General features: G+C 50.2%; 15 protein-coding genes and 1 riboswitch. Of the genes, 5 read left to right on the top strand and 10 right to left on the bottom strand.

Translation table 11 applies throughout. The features are described 5' to 3' along the window. Positions 1-193 precede the first annotated feature (193 nt). The 4 genes from ACJHYR_RS17945 to malK form a co-directional block, all read right to left on the bottom strand. Positions 194-1774, bottom strand: a complete 1581-nt coding sequence (locus tag ACJHYR_RS17945; protein ID WP_410233127.1) for a SopA family protein — start codon at positions 1772-1774, stop codon at positions 194-196. A 228-nt stretch (positions 1775-2002) separates the two neighbouring features. Beyond that, positions 2003-2923 carry a maltose operon protein MalM gene (gene malM / locus ACJHYR_RS17940; RefSeq protein WP_000783444.1) on the bottom strand — a complete coding sequence of 307 codons (921 nt, stop codon included), beginning with the start codon at positions 2921-2923 and terminating at the stop codon, positions 2003-2005. A 150-nt stretch (positions 2924-3073) separates the two neighbouring features. Next, positions 3074-4414, bottom strand: coding sequence for a maltoporin LamB (gene lamB / locus ACJHYR_RS17935; RefSeq protein ID WP_410233126.1), 1341 nt, complete (start codon positions 4412-4414; stop codon positions 3074-3076). Positions 4415-4485: 71 nt separating this feature from the next. Then, the gene (gene malK, locus ACJHYR_RS17930; protein WP_000179165.1) at positions 4486-5601 is read right to left on the bottom strand and encodes a maltose/maltodextrin ABC transporter ATP-binding protein MalK; all 1116 of its coding nucleotides are present in this window, start codon (positions 5599-5601) and stop codon (positions 4486-4488) included. Between the two features lie 364 nt (positions 5602-5965). On the opposite strand from malK, the gene malE reads away from it, so the two are divergent. From malE to malG, 3 genes are all read left to right on the top strand, one after another. Beyond that, positions 5966-7156, top strand: a complete 1191-nt coding sequence (gene malE, locus ACJHYR_RS17925; protein ID WP_059327785.1) for a maltose/maltodextrin ABC transporter substrate-binding protein MalE — start codon at positions 5966-5968, stop codon at positions 7154-7156. A 153-nt stretch (positions 7157-7309) separates the two neighbouring features. Then, entirely contained in the window at positions 7310-8854 is a 1545-nt protein-coding gene (malF, locus tag ACJHYR_RS17920) for a maltose ABC transporter permease MalF (RefSeq protein ID WP_001586549.1), read from the top strand. A 14-nt stretch (positions 8855-8868) separates the two neighbouring features. Then, positions 8869-9759, top strand: a complete 891-nt coding sequence (gene malG, locus ACJHYR_RS17915) for a maltose ABC transporter permease MalG (RefSeq protein ID WP_001252058.1) — start codon at positions 8869-8871, stop codon at positions 9757-9759. A gap of 93 nt (positions 9760-9852) precedes the next feature. Here the strand turns inward: malG and psiE are convergent, their stop codons facing one another. Beyond that, a complete protein-coding gene (gene psiE / locus ACJHYR_RS17910) occupies positions 9853-10263 on the bottom strand; it encodes a phosphate-starvation-inducible protein PsiE (protein ID WP_000202902.1) in 411 nt (136 codons plus the stop codon). A 213-nt stretch (positions 10264-10476) separates the two neighbouring features. Here psiE and ACJHYR_RS17905 point away from each other — a divergent pair, with 213 nt between their 5' ends. Then, positions 10477-10755, top strand: a complete 279-nt coding sequence (locus ACJHYR_RS17905; protein WP_001295279.1) for a periplasmic protein — start codon at positions 10477-10479, stop codon at positions 10753-10755. 46 nt (positions 10756-10801) lie between these two features. Here the strand turns inward: ACJHYR_RS17905 and ACJHYR_RS17900 are convergent, their stop codons facing one another. The 4 genes from ACJHYR_RS17900 to yjbE all read right to left on the bottom strand — a co-directional run bounded on the left by ACJHYR_RS17900 (position 10802) and on the right by yjbE (position 14626). Further along, on the bottom strand, positions 10802-12898 hold the full coding sequence (locus tag ACJHYR_RS17900) for a YjbH domain-containing protein (RefSeq protein ID WP_000745777.1): 2097 nt from the start codon (positions 12896-12898) through the stop codon (positions 10802-10804). Then, complete coding sequence (locus ACJHYR_RS17895) at positions 12898-13635, bottom strand: capsule biosynthesis GfcC family protein (protein WP_000595531.1); 738 nt, start codon at positions 13633-13635, stop codon at positions 12898-12900. The genes ACJHYR_RS17900 and ACJHYR_RS17895 overlap by 1 nt, the downstream gene beginning before the upstream one ends. Beyond that, on the bottom strand, positions 13632-14270 hold the full coding sequence (locus ACJHYR_RS17890) for a YjbF family lipoprotein (protein ID WP_001305725.1): 639 nt from the start codon (positions 14268-14270) through the stop codon (positions 13632-13634). Before ACJHYR_RS17890 ends, ACJHYR_RS17895 begins: the two co-directional genes overlap by 4 nt. Positions 14271-14383: 113 nt before the next feature. Further along, positions 14384-14626, bottom strand: coding sequence for an exopolysaccharide production protein YjbE (gene yjbE / locus ACJHYR_RS17885; protein WP_000757333.1), 243 nt, complete (start codon positions 14624-14626; stop codon positions 14384-14386). A gap of 485 nt (positions 14627-15111) precedes the next feature. Between yjbE and tnpA the strand changes: the two genes are divergently transcribed. After that, a complete protein-coding gene (gene tnpA / locus ACJHYR_RS17880; protein ID WP_000502112.1) occupies positions 15112-15570 on the top strand; it encodes an IS200/IS605 family transposase in 459 nt (152 codons plus the stop codon). Positions 15571-15691: 121 nt separating this feature from the next. Here tnpA and pgi read toward each other — a convergent pair whose 3' ends face one another. Next, positions 15692-17341 (bottom strand): glucose-6-phosphate isomerase, encoded by a 1650-nt coding sequence (pgi, locus tag ACJHYR_RS17875; RefSeq protein ID WP_000789986.1) that lies wholly within the window; start codon positions 17339-17341, stop codon positions 15692-15694. 236 nt (positions 17342-17577) lie between these two features. After that, positions 17578-17774, top strand: a riboswitch (Lysine riboswitch). The last annotated feature ends 33 nt before the right edge of the window (positions 17775-17807 follow it).

Raw genomic sequence — 17807 nt, 5'->3', positions numbered from 1 at the left:
CATTGTATCGCAGAAAAGTGTTTACGGGAGATGTAAAGCAAATTAAGTGATCTAATGCGCAACAAAAACGCAACAATCGCATGAAGTGGTAAAACGCTGTTGAACCTTACGCTTTGCCGATGCCCGTGCTGGCGAAGGCAACCATAGGGGCATCACCGCCCAGGATGCCAGGAACGGTGATGTTTTCCTTTACTTAAATACCTTTATTCTTTATACGATTAGCTCGCCAACTCGCAGTAAAAATGGGGAAAAGCGCATGTTTATCCTGAGATTTGGAGCCGAAAAGTCTTTCCGGAGTAAGATTAACAGGCAACATCTCATGTCTGGATTTGTAGATATACGTGGAATTCCAATTGGTATCTTTTGTAGGATTCAACATATCATGTAAGCGCTGGGAGCTTACCACCATAACTGGCCCATCATAGACAGAGGAGAACAGGATAAAGATATTATCGTTTCGTGTTAATTCATTCGTGTTAAAGGTTCTTAAATTATCTTCAATTTCTATAAATAAAGGTGAAACATCATCACTACGAATCCACTCTTTATAAAGATGCCAGGCATTTTCTTTGATCGTATCATTCGTTGATCGTAGAGCCTGATCGATAAGTTGGATAAAAAAATTGTTATTTTGATCAATCAGCCATTTATTCATATTAAATCTGTTAATAAAATCGATCATCTGTTGGGTATCGAAATGCATCTTACTGAATCGATTTTGACGCATAAAATTATCGAACTTGTTATCTTCATCAGGATGGATATAACTACGTATAATTGGATCTTTTATATAAGGACAATGGCTAAATATTTTCTTCATATTCTCAATAAAGTTTTTATTAACAATATTAAGAATTTTTAATTGCATCACCAATTTTACTGCCAGAACGGATTTCAATATCGCTGGATCATCTGGCAATGTATCAATCATTTTTATAATGTTATTGATATAACCATCGAGATATTCATTTCCAAATATATCTGAGTAATCAATAGATAATACCATTCGTTGTGTAACGCTGTCTTTAAAATTCCCTGTCGATATTCGCACATGATCAAACACGACAGCTGTCAAATTCGATTTAATAAATGATATTTCTTTGTCAGAAAGAAATTCTGCTCTGGTGAAGTGCGAAGCATAAAGATAACAATTATTGAACTTTGAATTTCTAATCTGACATTCACGAAAATTACTATGAGTAAGCTGGCTCCGCGAGAAGTCAACTGTATCAAGAATACTTTGGCTAAAATCGACATATTCGCCACTCGCTTTGATAAAAATCACATTGTGTAAACGTCGACATTTAAATATGACATTATCAACTGTTGCAGTAGTAAAATTGCAATCCCCTATTTCTTTACATTCGAATGTTACATGTTGTAGATTTGACGATAAAAAAGACACCTTCGAAATAACGTCACCTTTAAAATGACAACTTGTTAAATCCAAATCAGACAGGTCAGTATCCCCCTGCGCATCTTTATCCATCAGAAAATCACAAGCACATTCTATTTCTTCATTTCTATAGAATTTTACGCTTATAATATCATTACTGATTGAGACTTCACGAAACATATTTATTGCATGATTTTTTTCGTTCCGTTGTTTTATATTTAAAAATATATCACTGATATAAATAAAGTTTTCTCGATTTAACCCTGGCACCCCATTAAAATTACGTAGTAAATCAAGATCTAATTTATTATTTCCTTGCACCACATCATGTTTTATCAAAGAGTTATTGCCGTCAAACTTTGAGATATGACCTAACATAAAACCTCTGCATTACAGAAATGAAATAACTGGAAAAAGTAGCCTGAGCGTCCAGACACTACCGGCGAAAGGAAAAGAATCTCTGATAATGCATTGAGATAATGGATATTCTTAGTGAAGAAGAAGTGAAGTACTATAAAAAATCGCTCATATCCCTGGAATGAAGCATAAAAAAAGGTGCGCCAGGAGACGCACCAGTTGTTGCAAAATCAGCACTGTGGGGCGTAATTACCCCTTGCCTTTTACACTGCTGATAAAGGTGGAACGGGCAGATGTTGACCCCAGGCGTTCAGCTTCATCAAGCAGTTTTAACGCCTTATCAACATCACCTTTCGCGACAGCGTTTTTGATCGCGGTATTAAAATAACTTTCCGTGTCGTTGAGCATCGGCTCGCTTTTCTTCACCGGTGCCGGAGCGGGTGCAGCCACAGCTGGTGCCGCCGTGTTGCCTACCGTAACCGGAGCTGGAGCGGAAGAACCAAATAGTGGCCCGACCAACACGCTGGAACTGGAGTTCGTTTTGACTTTCAGTTTCAGTAAGCCATCGGTGGTATGACGAGCAACCGGGTCAGGAATATCCGGGATCGAGTTACCGACGCCTTTGGCATAGGCTTTAGCCGGGTCGAGCAGTTGGGTCGTCTGCTGGAGATCTTTTTCCGTGGTAAAGACCAGAACATAAAGTTTTTGCTGCCCCAACGCCGGTGTCAGGCGCATAACGCCTTCCAGACGATCTGCACTCATCACGCCTGGTTCCTGGTAGGTGAAATAACTGCTGGGGAAGAAGGCTGATGGGGTCATATTCTGATCAAGAATCAGCACGTTCGGCGCAAATACGCTAGTTTGTTTGTTCACTTCGCTGGTCAGCGTTAGGGTCAGTTCGCCAATGTTTGCCGGGACGCTGTACGCAGCAACCGGACCACTGATGCCGGGAACGTTCAGTTGTTGGCCGCCAGTCGCCAGTTGGGTGGTCTGGGTTTTAGATTGATCGACCGGTGTCCAGGTGAGTTGTTGCAGCGCGGCAGATGGAATGGCTGGCGCGTCGCTGGTGTTTTGCGGTACGTAGTTAACATCGGCAAGGCTGATTCCAGGCGCGCTTGCCAGCAACCCTGCTGATAAACAGAGGGCGATGAGACTTTTATTCATTTTCATTGTTTCACCTCAAAATCTGGAGCTCAGCGGTAGCCAGGCAATAGCGCGCTAAACCCGATAATCAGAGGGGCTTTCGCCCCTTTCAGATAATGACAACCTGTTTTTATGCCGGATGCGGCGCAAGCACCTTATCCGGCCCAGGTTTTGCTATTACCACCAGATTTCCATCTGGGCACCGAAGGTCCACTCGTCGCTGTCACCACGGCCGAAGCTGCCGCCGTTGAAATCAGCAGGAACGGCTTTGCCGAAGTTCGCGTTGGTATCAGCGTTACCGGTGTAGTCGTAACCCCATTTCTCATCCCACTTGGCGTAGGTTGCGAAGACACGAATAGCCGGGCGTGACCTGATGCTGTCGCCAGCCTGCCATTGTTGTGCGAGGGTAATTTTGTACTGATTGTTCTTGTCGCCGGTGCGCTGGGATTCGACGTTGTCGTAGCCGATTTCCATCACGGTGCTCATGATTGGTGTCCACTTGTACATCGGGCGAATACCGACGGTCCACCACTTGGTGCCGTTGTCGTTATCCCAGTTGATATCCTGGTACATACCCACGTACATCATGTCCCAGTTATCGCCCATGGAGATCGCACCGTGGTCGAGGATACGCAGCATGTGACCGTTGTTGTTGATATTGTAGGCAAATTTTTCGTTATCAAACGCGACGCCAGAACCCTGCGACAGACCTTTACCCTGCGAGGTCATCGAGTCAGTAGCGTACTGAACAACAAACTTGTTAAAGCCCTTCAGGACACTCTGAGTATGTTCAGCAGTGAATAACCAACCGTCTTTCGATGCGCCATCAACCAGACGATAGTTATCACGCAGGTTGGCACGACCGTAGTCGACACCCAGTTCTAATGTGCCGCCCGGGTTGATTTCCATCTGCGCTAAACGCACGTCGAAAACGTCGTTCGCGGTTTCGTTGGTATAGTCATAAATATTGTTGCTGGCGAAAGAGGAAGAACCACCAGCTTCAGAGGAGCGGGTTGCTGCCAGAGAGAGTTTACCGAAGCCAACATCGATGTTTTCCAGACCGGCACCAGGACCAGAAATATCCCAGTAGTAGAAGTCGATCATATGAACGTCATGACGTTGGTAGAAGCGCTTACCTGCCCAGATGGTGGAGCCTGGCAGCCATTCGATCAGGTTTTTACCCTGCACGTTTGCTTCACGGAAGGCCGGATCGGTAGCTTCCCAGTCATTCTGTTGTGCGACGGAATAGGCCACGTTAGTGTCGAAATAGAAGCTCTTATCGCCCTCTTTCCACACTTCCTGACCCAATTTTAATTCAGCATAAGTTTCACATTCGTTGCCAAGACGGTATTTACTTTGAGCACCGGTAGTCTGGAAACACTGTTGTTCACCGCCGCTACCTGTCCAGCCAATACCGGAACGTGCATAGCCGTGGAAATCAACAGCCATTGCCTGAGCAGACATTACGCCCGCTGCGACGGCAACCGCCAGAGGAAGTTTGCGCAGAGTAATCATCATTCTATCTCCTGAGTCATTGCTTTTCTTTTTTCACATCACCTGTGACAGGCTTTGTGTGTTTTGTGGGGTGCTTAAACGCCCGGCTCCTTATGCAGTCGACGACATGCAGTGCCATCCTCACGGAACAGATGGCAACGCTCTGGCGGCAGGCCGATAGCGAATGTGGCACCTTCTTCTACCAACACCACGTCGTTCTGGCGGTACACCAGGTTTTGACGAATGGAAGGGATCTGGATATGGATTTGGGTTTCGTTGCCGAGTTGCTCGACGACCTGAACTTCACCCTCAAGGATGACGTCAGCGATATCACTCGGCAGTAGATGTTCCGGGCGAATACCCAGCGACATATTGGCTCCAACCTGGACATCACGGCTTTCAACCGGCAGCCAGACTTGCTGACGATTTGGCATCGGCAGCTCCACCTGCACTTGATCGATTGCGGTGGCAGTCACTTTTACCGGCAGGAAGTTCATCTTTGGCGAACCGATAAATCCGGCGACAAAACGGTCTGCCGGATAGTGGTACAGCTCCAGCGGTTTCCCAACCTGCGCCACGCGACCGGCGTCCAGCACCACGATTTTGTCGGCTAGTGTCATCGCTTCGACCTGATCGTGGGTGACGTAAATCATTGTGCGGCCCAGGCGTTTATGCAGACGGGAGATTTCGATACGCATTTGCACACGCAGTGCAGCATCGAGGTTGGAGAGCGGTTCATCGAGCAAAAATACGCTTGGCTCGGCCACCAGCGTACGGCCAATCGCCACACGCTGACGCTGACCACCGGAGAGCGCTTTCGGTTTGCGATCCAGCAAATGCGCCAGTTGTAGCACTTCCGCCACCTGGTTGACGCGTTGGTTAATCACCTCTTTTTTTGCGCCTGCCAGTTTCAGGCCAAATGACATGTTTTCTGCTACTGACAGGTGGGGATAGAGCGCGTAAGACTGAAACACCATACCAACGCCGCGTTCTGCTGGCGGAGTGTCATTCATCCGTTTCTCACCGATGAACAGGTCGCCGCTGGTGATCGTCTCAAGCCCGGCAATCATGCGCAGTAAAGTCGATTTACCGCAGCCAGACGGTCCGACAAACACCACGAATTCACCTTCATGGATATCGAGATTGATATCTTTCGATACCACGACCTCGCCCCAGGCTTTCGTTACATTTTGCAGCTGTACGCTCGCCATGCCCTTCTCCCTTTGTAACAACCTGTCATCGACAGCAACATTCATGATGGGCTGACTATGCGTCATCAGGAGATGGCTTAAATCCTCCACCCCCTGGCTTTTTTATGGGGGAGGAGGCGGGAGGATGAGAACGCGGCTTCTGTGAACTAAACCGAGGTCATGTAAGGAATTTCGTGATGTTGCTTGCAAAAATCGTGGCGATTTTATGTGCGCATCTCCACATTACCGCCAATTCTGTAACAGAGATCACACAAAGCAACGGTGGGGCGTAGGGGCAAGGAGGATGGAAAGAGGTTGCTGTATAAAGAAACTAGAGTCCGTTTAGGTGTTTTCACGAGCACTTCACCAACAAGGACCATAGATTATGAAAATAAAAACAGGTGCACGCATCCTCGCATTATCCGCATTAACGACGATGATGTTTTCCGCCTCGGCTCTCGCCAAAATCGAAGAAGGTAAACTGGTAATCTGGATTAACGGCGATAAAGGCTATAACGGTCTCGCTGAAGTCGGTAAGAAATTCGAGAAAGATACCGGAATTAAAGTCACCGTTGAGCATCCGGATAAACTGGAAGAGAAATTCCCTCAGGTTGCGGCAACTGGCGATGGCCCTGACATTATCTTCTGGGCGCACGACCGCTTTGGTGGCTACGCTCAATCTGGCCTGTTGGCTGAAGTCACCCCGGACAAAGCGTTCCAGGACAAGCTGTATCCGTTTACCTGGGATGCCGTACGTTACAACGGCAAGCTGATTGCTTACCCGATCGCTGTTGAAGCGTTATCGCTGATTTATAACAAAGATCTGCTGCCGAACCCGCCAAAAACCTGGGAAGAGATCCCGGCGCTGGATAAAGAACTGAAAGCGAAAGGCAAGAGCGCGCTGATGTTCAACCTGCAAGAACCGTACTTCACCTGGCCGCTGATTGCTGCTGACGGGGGTTATGCGTTCAAGTATGAAAACGGCAAGTACGACATTAAAGACGTGGGCGTGGATAACGCTGGCGCGAAAGCGGGTCTGACCTTCCTGGTTGACCTGATTAAAAACAAACACATGAATGCAGACACCGATTACTCCATCGCAGAAGCTGCCTTTAATAAAGGCGAAACAGCGATGACCATCAACGGCCCGTGGGCATGGTCCAACATCGACACCAGCAAAGTGAATTATGGTGTAACGGTACTGCCGACCTTCAAGGGTCATCCATCCAAACCGTTCGTTGGCGTGCTGAGCGCAGGTATTAACGCCGCCAGTCCGAACAAAGAGCTGGCGAAAGAGTTCCTCGAAAACTATCTGCTGACTGACGAAGGTCTGGAAGCGGTTAATAAAGACAAACCGCTGGGTGCCGTAGCGCTGAAGTCTTACGAGGAAGAGTTGGCGAAAGATCCACGTATTGCCGCCACCATGGAAAACGCCCAGAAAGGTGAAATCATGCCGAACATCCCGCAGATGTCCGCTTTCTGGTATGCCGTGCGTACTGCGGTGATCAACGCCGCCAGCGGTCGTCAGACTGTCGATGAAGCCCTGAAAGACGCGCAGACTCGTATCACCAAGTAATGCTGTGAAATGCCGGATGCGGCGTGAACGCCTTGTCCGGCCTACAAAACCGAAACGTATGTAGGCCTGGTAAGGCGCGTCAGCGTCGCATCAGGCAGTTGTTGTCGGATAAGGCGTGAAAGCCTTATCCGTCCTGGAATGAGGAAGAACCCCATGGATGTCATTAAAAAGAAACATTGGTGGCAAAGCGACGCGCTGAAATGGTCAGTGTTAGGTCTGCTCGGCCTGCTGGTGGGTTACCTTGTTGTTTTAATGTACGCACAAGGGGAATACCTGTTCGCCATTACCACGCTGATATTGAGTTCAGCGGGGCTGTATATTTTCGCCAATCGTAAAGCCTACGCCTGGCGCTATGTTTACCCGGGAATGGCTGGAATGGGATTATTCGTCCTCTTCCCTTTGGTCTGCACCATCGCCATTGCCTTCACCAACTACAGCAGCACTAACCAGCTGACTTTTGAACGTGCGCAGGAAGTGTTGTTAGATCGCTCCTGGCAAGCAGGCAAAACCTATAATTTTGGTCTTTACCCGGCGGGCGATGAGTGGCAACTGGCGCTCAGCGACGGCGAAACCGGCAAAAATTACCTCTCCGACGCGTTTAAATTTGGCGGCGAGCAAAAACTGCAACTGAAAGAAACGACCGCCCAGCCCGAAGGCGAACGCGCGAATCTGCGCGTGATTACCCAGAATCGTCAGGCGCTGAGTGACATTACCGCCATTCTGCCAGATGGCAACAAAGTGATGATGAGCTCCCTGCGCCAGTTTTCTGGCACGCAGCCGCTCTACACACTCGACGGTGACGGCACGTTGACGAATAATCAGAGCGGCGTGAAATATCGTCCGAATAACCAAATTGGCTTTTACCAGTCCATTACCGCCGACGGCAACTGGGGTGATGAAAAGCTAAGCCCCGGTTACACCGTGACCACCGGCTGGAAAAACTTTACCCGCGTCTTCACCGACGAAGGCATTCAGAAACCGTTCCTCGCCATTTTCGTCTGGACCGTGGTGTTCTCGCTGATCACTGTCTTTTTAACGGTGGCGGTCGGCATGGTTCTGGCGTGTCTGGTGCAGTGGGAAGCGTTGCGCGGCAAAGCGATCTATCGCGTCCTGCTGATTCTGCCCTACGCGGTGCCATCGTTCATTTCAATCTTGATTTTCAAAGGGTTGTTTAACCAGAGCTTCGGTGAGATCAACATGATGTTGAGCGCGCTGTTTGGCGTGAAGCCCGCCTGGTTCAGCGATCCGACCACCGCCCGCACGATGCTGATTATCGTCAACACCTGGCTGGGTTATCCGTACATGATGATCCTCTGCATGGGCTTGCTGAAAGCGATTCCGGACGATTTGTATGAAGCCTCAGCAATGGATGGCGCAGGTCCATTCCAGAACTTCTTTAAGATTACGCTGCCGCTGCTGATTAAACCGCTGACGCCGCTGATGATCGCCAGCTTTGCCTTTAACTTTAACAACTTCGTGCTGATTCAACTGTTAACCAACGGCGGCCCGGATCGTCTTGGCACGACCACGCCAGCCGGTTATACCGACCTGCTTGTTAACTACACCTACCGCATCGCTTTTGAAGGCGGCGGGGGTCAGGACTTCGGTCTGGCAGCAGCAATTGCCACGCTGATCTTCCTGCTGGTGGGCGCGCTGGCGATAGTGAACCTGAAAGCCACGCGAATGAAGTTTGATTAAGGGAGATAACAAAAATGGCAATGGTCCAACCGAAATCGCAAAAAGCACGTTTGTTTATTACTCACCTGCTACTGCTACTTTTTATCGCGGCGATTATGTTCCCGCTGCTGATGGTCGTCGCTATCTCACTGCGCCAGGGGAACTTTGCGACCGGCAGCCTGATCCCGGAGCAAATCTCCTGGGATCACTGGAAACTGGCGTTAGGTTTTAGCGTAGAACAGGCTGATGGTCGCATTACGCCACCGCCATTCCCGGTACTGCTGTGGCTGTGGAACTCGGTAAAGGTCGCCGGGATTTCCGCGATTGGCATTGTGGCGCTCTCCACCACCTGCGCCTACGCTTTCGCCCGTATGCGCTTTCCAGGCAAAGCGACGCTGCTGAAAGGAATGCTGATTTTCCAGATGTTCCCGGCAGTACTTTCACTGGTCGCGTTGTATGCGTTGTTTGATCGTTTGGGTGAGTACATTCCATTCATTGGCCTGAATACTCACGGCGGCGTAATTTTCGCGTATCTGGGTGGGATTGCGCTGCATGTCTGGACCATCAAAGGCTATTTCGAAACCATCGACAGTTCGCTGGAAGAAGCGGCGGCGCTGGATGGTGCGACACCGTGGCAGGCCTTTCGCCTTGTCCTGTTGCCGCTGTCAGTACCGATTCTGGCGGTGGTATTCATCCTGTCGTTTATCGCTGCCATTACTGAAGTTCCGGTCGCGTCGCTGTTACTGCGTGACGTAAACAGCTACACCCTGGCCGTGGGGATGCAGCAATACCTCAACCCGCAAAACTACCTGTGGGGTGACTTTGCCGCCGCTGCCGTGATGTCTGCATTACCGATCACCATCGTCTTCTTGCTGGCTCAACGCTGGCTGGTCAACGGCCTGACGGCAGGTGGTGTGAAAGGTTAAAGATGTTGTTCTGCCAATGTTATGCCGCTGCACCCTCAACTTACGTTATCCCAACTTGTGACTGTTATTCGGCGCTCCACGGAGCGCCTTTTTTTACTCCCGCTTCAACCGTTTCGAATTACATAACCACAGGGTGATCACCAGTAACAGGATCGCTGCCGAGTAGATCAACACATCCAGTGGCGATTTATGATCGACGATGATCAAGCGCACAATGGCGGTGATCCCAATATAGACAAAGTAACGTAGCGGGAAGTGAAAACCGGACTGAAAGTACTTCACAATCAGCGCGATAAATTCGAAATAGAGAAAGTAAACCACCAGCCCTTCTACCAGCTCATATTTGCTGGTTTGTTCTGGCGCGAACAGCACATCAGCCAGATGCACCGTTTCTTTGCCGAGGAAGACAACCAAAATCAGGCCGAGGCACAGCAGGCCAAGATTGAGTACGGTCTGCAAAATGGTGGAGATAAACTCCACGCGCGGACGAGAGAGTGACGTCATAGCAGTACCTCCTTCACAGTGGCGAGCTTCCTGTATAACGCAAAAATGTGACGGAGATCTATATTTTTTGTGTATGTTTTGTTCAACCTGGATTAAGTGGCATCTCCCATCAACATCGTATCTGGCAAAACACACTGTCCAAAAAATCACCCATTCAGGTGATTCCCAGCCACCAGCAATGCGCGAAAAATCGACAATGTTCCTCTGGAACAAATGAAACGTAACCTGATAAAGGTGGTAAAAATGAAGCCTTATTTTGCTGCTTTGATGTTATCAGTCTCTGTTCTTCCTGCTTATGCTGGTCCGCTCGGTACTGCTGATAAAGCCGACTTACCGCAAAGCAATGTCTCCAGCCCAATGATGGCCCAGTCGCTCAGGCAACCAGACCTGCAACCGATATCGACGGACAGGAAGACAGAATGTTTTCGCCTTTACACACCAGATCGCAAACCGGGGGTGAACTGCGTTCCTGATGGCTCGACAGGCCATTAAGAATAAAGGTGCCAGTGAGTGCGAAAACTGGCACCTTTTCCATGACTTAGCGGAAATTGACGCTACGGTCGCTGGTCATGTCATACAACTGGAACTTACGCCCAAGTTGCTGACCACCGTCACGCGTCAGCGGCGTCCAGCCAATTGCCGCACGGCTGCGTGTCGGGCCAGACGAGAAGAGATCCAGCGGTACAGAGACATACACGCCTTTGGTGAAGTCCCCTTCGCCGTACTCCTCTTTCGAAACATTGGTGATCGTGGCATAGCCACCCACCACCACGCCGCTATCAAAGCGTTTGGCGATCTCCAGCGTGCCGCCTTTATCCCCAGCCAGATACTGCCCGACGCTCACTTTCACTAACACATCCTGAGCGAAAGATGGCGTCCAGTAGGCGGTCAGATGTCCGGTTTTCACGCTGTAGTCGGTGAATTTCATCATATCTTTTGCACTACGCCAGTCGCGCTGTTTAACGTAGTTGGCATCCAGACCAAACGCCCAGTTGCTGTCCAGCGGGCGATACAACACTTCTGCCCCCGCACCGCCAAACATGGTTTCGAGATAACCACCGTAGACCTGACCGTAGAAGCCGTTGCCCAGATGCTGGAAGTAGTTGGCTTGCAGGTTATTCACATAGACATCGTTCTGCACATACTCGCGCACATGGGTACGAACGCGCGGTAAGTGCGAGTCCTGCGGCGGATTGGTGTAGTTAAACTTGTCGTAGTTGTTGGCAAGATTTGCAAACAGGCTGCCGGTGGTCAGCAGATGGTCCGTCAGCCACAAATCTGCCGTTCCCATCACGCCCAGCTGATACATGTAAAAGTTTTCCGGGCCACCGACCGACTGGTTCAGCACCGGATCGATATGGAAATCAAAGCGTGATTTGTCGATATACCAGCCCTGCTCGGTGGACTGTGGAACCACTGGCTCGACGCGTTTTTGCGCCAGCGTCGTTTCGTGGCCCAACGGCTCTCCGGCGAGATGATTTTTCAGGCTGGCGACATCGGTTTCCGTCGTCACCTGCGGCATGTTAAGGCGATTTTCCGTAATGCGGATCGTTTTGATCCCATCCGGCAGATCGTTCATCACGATCCGATTAGCACGGATGATCCCTTCGCGCGAATCACGATATTTCACCTGCTCGCCGGTAACATACAGCGTATCGCCTTTCGCCTGGATCTGTGGATCGGCAAGTCCGGCATTGTATTTCAACAGCGTTAACTGATTCGCCACCACCGAATGCTGCAAAATGGCATCCTGCGGCTGCGGTTGATATTGCGGGCGGGCGTTATCGTTGTAAGACGGGCGCAGATCGTTAAAGTTGGTGCGCAACGTAACGCCAAACATAAAGGTGTTGCCACGTTCATAGCTAAGGTTAACGTCGGCCCAATCGGTAACGCGATAAATCGCACCGACGTTAAACTTACTTTTTTGCTCCAGCTTCCCGGCAAAATCCTGCTGATAATTATTGCCTTCATACTCCAGTTTCAGGCGCAGCGGTTGCCAGGGCGTCTGGTATTCCACGCCGCCAAACAGTGAGGCAGGACCGTGGAACATCTGGCTACCGTCGATAGATCCCGCCTGTTTGTAGCTGTTATCGCGATAGCAATATTTATCACTGGCTGAACAGAGCGGATTTTTCACATTACCGCTGGTGCCCAGATATCCCCAGCCCAGGCCGAGCGTAAAATCGAACGGCCCCCAGGCTTTGCTGGCAACAAGATATTCCGCATCAAACAGCCCCGTACCGCCGATATCCCGCGCACCAACCGCCACTTGCGGCAGCCAGTAACTCTCTTCCCACAAACGCAGTTTGAGATCGAAGGCTTTATCTTTATACGTTTGATCGCCAGAGAACGCTTCGACGCTGCTGTACTGCCGGGTGCGCACGTCGGTGTAGCGCAGCGTTGTTTCTAGCCACGGGAAGAGTTGCACTGAAGCTGAGTAATAACGGTACTGATCGTTATCGCGATAGTTCAGACTCAACTCCCCTTCCCGTGCCATACGCGCGGTGGGCGTTTGTAATAATCCTACGCCACCGAAATCCGACTGCGACGGACCAATGGGCGCAGGATATGTTTCGCCGTAGCAAGCTGTGCTAATGCCCAGCGCCAGTAAGCTAAGCAGATGTCTTTTTTTCATTATTGAGGTATCCGCTGCGTCAGAGTCTGAAGAATGTCGGCGTTAAGGGCATCAGGCGTCTCACTCCAGACGGAGTCCGCGAGGCCAACATAAATAATGCTGCCGGGCATCGGCTCTACGTGACGCTTGTTCCAGTAAGCCACCGGCGCTTTTTGCGTGCGTCCGTCCGGGTAAACCACCCACGCGTAGCTGCGATCCGCACCGCTAAGCAGGTTCTGCCCGGAGAGATAGCTCGCCACGTCGCGACCTGGAGTGAATGGCTGCTTGCCAGGACGGCTGATAAGCCCGAACAACGTGACCGTGGACGGCGGTGGTCCGACCCACAGCGTGTAGTTGCCCTGCAACGGCGGGTTACCGCGTTCGGCAACGCGGACGATATCGGGATCAAGATTGATTTTTTGCCTGCCCGTCACTTTCAACGCCTGAATTTGCTGGCGTAAGGCGTTAATCGCAGCGGCATCGTCGGCGCTGGAATCTGCGCCCTGTTCTGCCAGCCGTGTCAGCAACGCCTGCTGCTGACGCAATGCTGCCGCCGTTGCCAGCTCTTCGCTAATCACCGCACCGGGCCACCAACTGTTTGCCAGCCGCGGTTGGCCTACCAGATCGATTAAATGCTCTGCCCCCGTCAGCGTTTTGGCCTCACTGCTGCCATTGCTGAATACCTTGACGGTTCCCGCCGCGAAGACCGATGACGCCCCCACACTCAAAATCAATGCGACAATAGTTTGTTTAATCATTGTTTTGCCGCCTTGATGAGAGTGGTTTTCACCGGGAAATAATCCGCGCCGAGATACTGTTCCGACTGGCGAATTTGCCCTTCGCTGTCGATCCAATAGCGGTTATGCCAGCGCGCCTGGTCGGTGGAGACGTCTTCGTCCAGCACGCGAACCGGAGTTTCATCGCTGCCGACTTTGACGGTATCGGTGCCATCCCATTTGAAGACTGAGCGTGCGGTGGCGTAGCGTACCTGCTGGTACTCGGTCCAGCCCATCGTGCGCGTCCATGTTGCACCATCAACAATTTGTGCGGGTTTAATCAGCGGGTCGGCGGCAAGGTTATTCACGTCAATCAGGTTGTCGCCGCCAAGCAAAGTCTTCACCAGACGACCATGTTGTGTGACGAGAGTGGCCTGATCCTGAGTGACCCATTTTTGTTGTCCGTCTTCAGCAAAGGCCAGCACCACAAACAATTGCGGCCCGCCATTAAGCTGCATGTACTGGCTGGCGTAGGGCATATTTTGAATATCATCGTCCGTCAGCTGTACGCCTGGCGTGCCGAACAGACTGTCCCACAGCGAATTGCCCAGCTCTTTAGTCGTGGCTGAACAGGCCTGTAATAGCAGGCAGATAAGAATGAGTGCAGGTCGCTTCACGACTCTTCTCCAGAGGGGCAGAATAACCACACCGGAGTGTGGTTATGGTAAATCCCTTCATACTTCAAGCCACAGATGCAATGACTCGAATTATTTTGGGGATACATACTTTATTACTGGGTACTGGTGGTCGTGGTTGTTGTGGTCCCGGTATTAGAACCATCACCGCCACCGGTTGCCGCGAGCGCGACACCCACCGCCGAGCTTACGGTGCTGACGCTGGTCGCGGAGGAACTCCCCGCCGAAACCGACGTTGCTGCCGACCCTGCCGCTTCGCCCACCTGTACAGGTGCAGCCCACGCAGAAGTCGCCGCAAGCGCAGATATGGCAAAAATGCCATACAGAACTTTTTTCATAACAATTTCCCTTCATTGAATGAATGGAGATTTACCCAAAAACATTTCGGGCGGGATCGAGTATACACAACTAAAGCATGCGAATTACGGTGTGGGGAATTAGCGATGGGGTTTTAGGATAATTGGAATGAATATCAAATATAAGTTTCAACTTATATATAAATAAGATTAAAAATCAAAAAGTTAAAATAAAAACAAAAGTAATTAATCTGCGTATTTTCCGAAATAAACAACGATTAAAAATCTATTTTAGGATTAACCTCACGGTATGATTTCCGTTAAATCACAGACAAGGGGATTTATCTGATAAAAAAATGCCGACATAACGTCGGCATTTTTATTGTGCACAGAAAACCCCCAGCTAGGTTGGGGGTTCCGGAAAGCTTTCAGCTTTGAGCCAGTTATTAAAACCCCTTTTGATTTGTTAAAACACCTTGCGGTCTGGCAACTGCAAGTGTCAAACAAGAAATCAAAAGGGGGTCCCAATGGGGGACGAAAAGAGCTTAGCGCACACCCGCTGGAACTGTAAATATCACATAGTTTTTGCGCCGAAATACCGAAGACTGGCGTTTTACGGAGAGAAGCGTAGGGCGATAGGCAGTATTTTGAGAAAGCTGTGTGAGTGGAAAAGCGTACGGATTCTGGAAGCAGAGTGCTGCGCAGATCATATCCATATGCTTGTGGAAATCCCACCCAAAATGAGCGTATCCGGCTTTATGGGATATCTGAAAGGGAAAAGCAGTCTGATGCTTTACGAGCAGTTTGGGGATTTGAAATTCAAATACAGAAACAGGGAGTTCTGGTGCCGAGGGTACTATGTCGATACGGTGGGTAAGAACACGGCGAAGATACAGGACTACATAAAGCACCAGCTTGAAGAGGATAAAATGGGGGAGCAGTTATCGATTCCATATCCGGGCAGCCCGTTTACGGGCCGTAAGTAACGAAGTTGAATGCAAATGTCAGATCGTATGCGCCTGTTAGGGCGCGGCTGGTAACAGAGCCTTACAGGCGCATTTGAAAAACCTCCGGCTATGCCGGAGGATATTTATTAAGGTTTTTAAATTAACCGCGCCACGCTTTATAGCGGTTAATCAGACCATTGGTCGAGCTATCGTGGCTGCTGATTTCTTTATCATCTTTCAGCTCTGGCAGAATACGGTTCGCCAGTTGTTTACCCAGCTCCACGCCCCACTGGTCGAAGGTGAAGATGTTCAGAATCACGCCCTGAGTAAAGATTTTGTGCTCATACAGCGCAATCAACGCACCCAGGCTGAACGGAGTGATTTCGCGCAGCAGGATGGAGTTGGTCGGACGGTTACCTTCGAACACTTTGAACGGCACCACGTAGTCAAGCGTTGCCGGATCTTTACCCTGATCACGATATTCCTGCTCAACCACTTCGCGGGATTTACCAAACGCCAGCGCTTCGGTCTGAGCAAAGAAGTTAGACAGCAGTTTCTGGTGATGATCAGAGAGTGGGTTATGGGTGATAGCCGGGGCGATGAAATCGCACGGTACCATTTTGGTTCCCTGGTGGATCAGCTGGTAGAACGCGTGCTGACCGTTTGTGCCTGGTTCACCCCAGATAATCGGGCCAGTCTGGTAATCCACAACGTTACCGTTACGGTCAACATACTTACCGTTGGACTCCATATTGCCCTGCTGGAAGTACGCCGCGAAACGGTGCATATACTGGTCATACGGCAGAATCGCTTCAGTTTCCGCACCAAAGAAATTGTTGTACCAGATGCCAATCAGCGCCAGCAGGACAGGCAGGTTTTTCTCGGCAGGCGTGGTGGAGAAATGCTTGTCCATCGCGTGTGCGCCAGAAAGCAGTTCAACAAAATTATCAAAGCCGATGGAGAGAACAATCGACAAGCCAATCGCTGACCACAAAGAGTAACGGCCGCCAACCCAGTCCCAAAACTCGAACATGTTGGCAGTATCAATACCAAACTCGCCAACGGCTTTGGCATTGGTTGAGAGCGCCGCAAAGTGTTTTGCAACGTGTTTTTCATCACCTGCCGCTTTCAGGAACCAGTCACGCGCGCTATGGGCGTTGGTCATAGTTTCCTGAGTGGTGAAGGTTTTAGAGGCTACCAGGAACAGCGTGGTTTCCGGGTTTACTTTTTTCAGCACTTCCGCGATGTGAGTCCCATCGACGTTAGAAACAAAGTGCATGTTCAGGTGATTTTTGTACGGACGCAGTGCTTCGGTCACCATGTACGGGCCGAGGTCAGAACCACCGATCCCGATGTTCACTACGTCAGTGATTGCTTTGCCGGTATAACCCTTCCACTCACCGGAAATAATCGCTTCCGAGAAGGTTTTCATCTTCTCCAGCACCGCGTTGACTTCTGGCATTACGTCTTTGCCATCAACCAGAATCGGGGTATTGCTACGGTTACGCAGCGCTACGTGCAGCACGGCGCGGTTTTCAGTGCGGTTGATCTTCTCGCCAGAGAACATCGACTTAATCGCGCCCGCCAGATCGCACTCTTTCGCCAGATCTTGTAATTTCGCCAGCGTCTCTTCAGTGATGCGGTTTTTGGAGTAATCCACCAGCATCTGATCGTCGAAGGTTGCGGAGAACTTAGAAAAACGATCGCCGTCTTTAGCAAAAAGATCGGCGATCGTAACGTCTTTCATTTCATCGAAGTGTTTCTGTAGTGCCTGCCAGGCAGCGGTCTGCGTTGGATTGATGTTTTTCATTAGCAATACTCTTCTGATTTTGAGAATTGTGACTTTGGAAGATTGTAGCGCCAGTCACAGAAAAATGTGATGGTTTTAGTGCCGTTAGCGTAATGTTGAGTGTAAACCCTTAGCGCAGTGAAGCATTTATTAGCTGAACTACTGACCGCCAGGAGTGGATGAAAAATCCGCATGACCCCATCGTTGACAACCGCCCCGCTCACCCTTTATTTATAAATGTACTACCTGCGCTAGCGCAGGCCAGAAGAGGCGCGTTGCCCAAGTAACGGTGTTGGAGGAGCCAGTCCTGTGATAACACCTGAGGGGGTGCATCGCCGAGGTGATTGAACGGCTGGCCACGTTCATCATCGGCTACAGGGGCTGAATCCCCTGGGTTGTCACCAGAAGCGTTCGCAGTCGGGCGTTTCGCAAGTGGTGGAGCACTTCTGGGTGAAAATAGTAGCGAAGTATCGCTCTGCGCCCACCC

The organism is Escherichia sp. WS1450, assembly GCF_046487395.1.
Lineage (GTDB): Bacteria > Pseudomonadota > Gammaproteobacteria > Enterobacterales > Enterobacteriaceae > Escherichia > Escherichia coli.
This window is presented reverse-complemented; position numbering and strand designations above follow the sequence as displayed.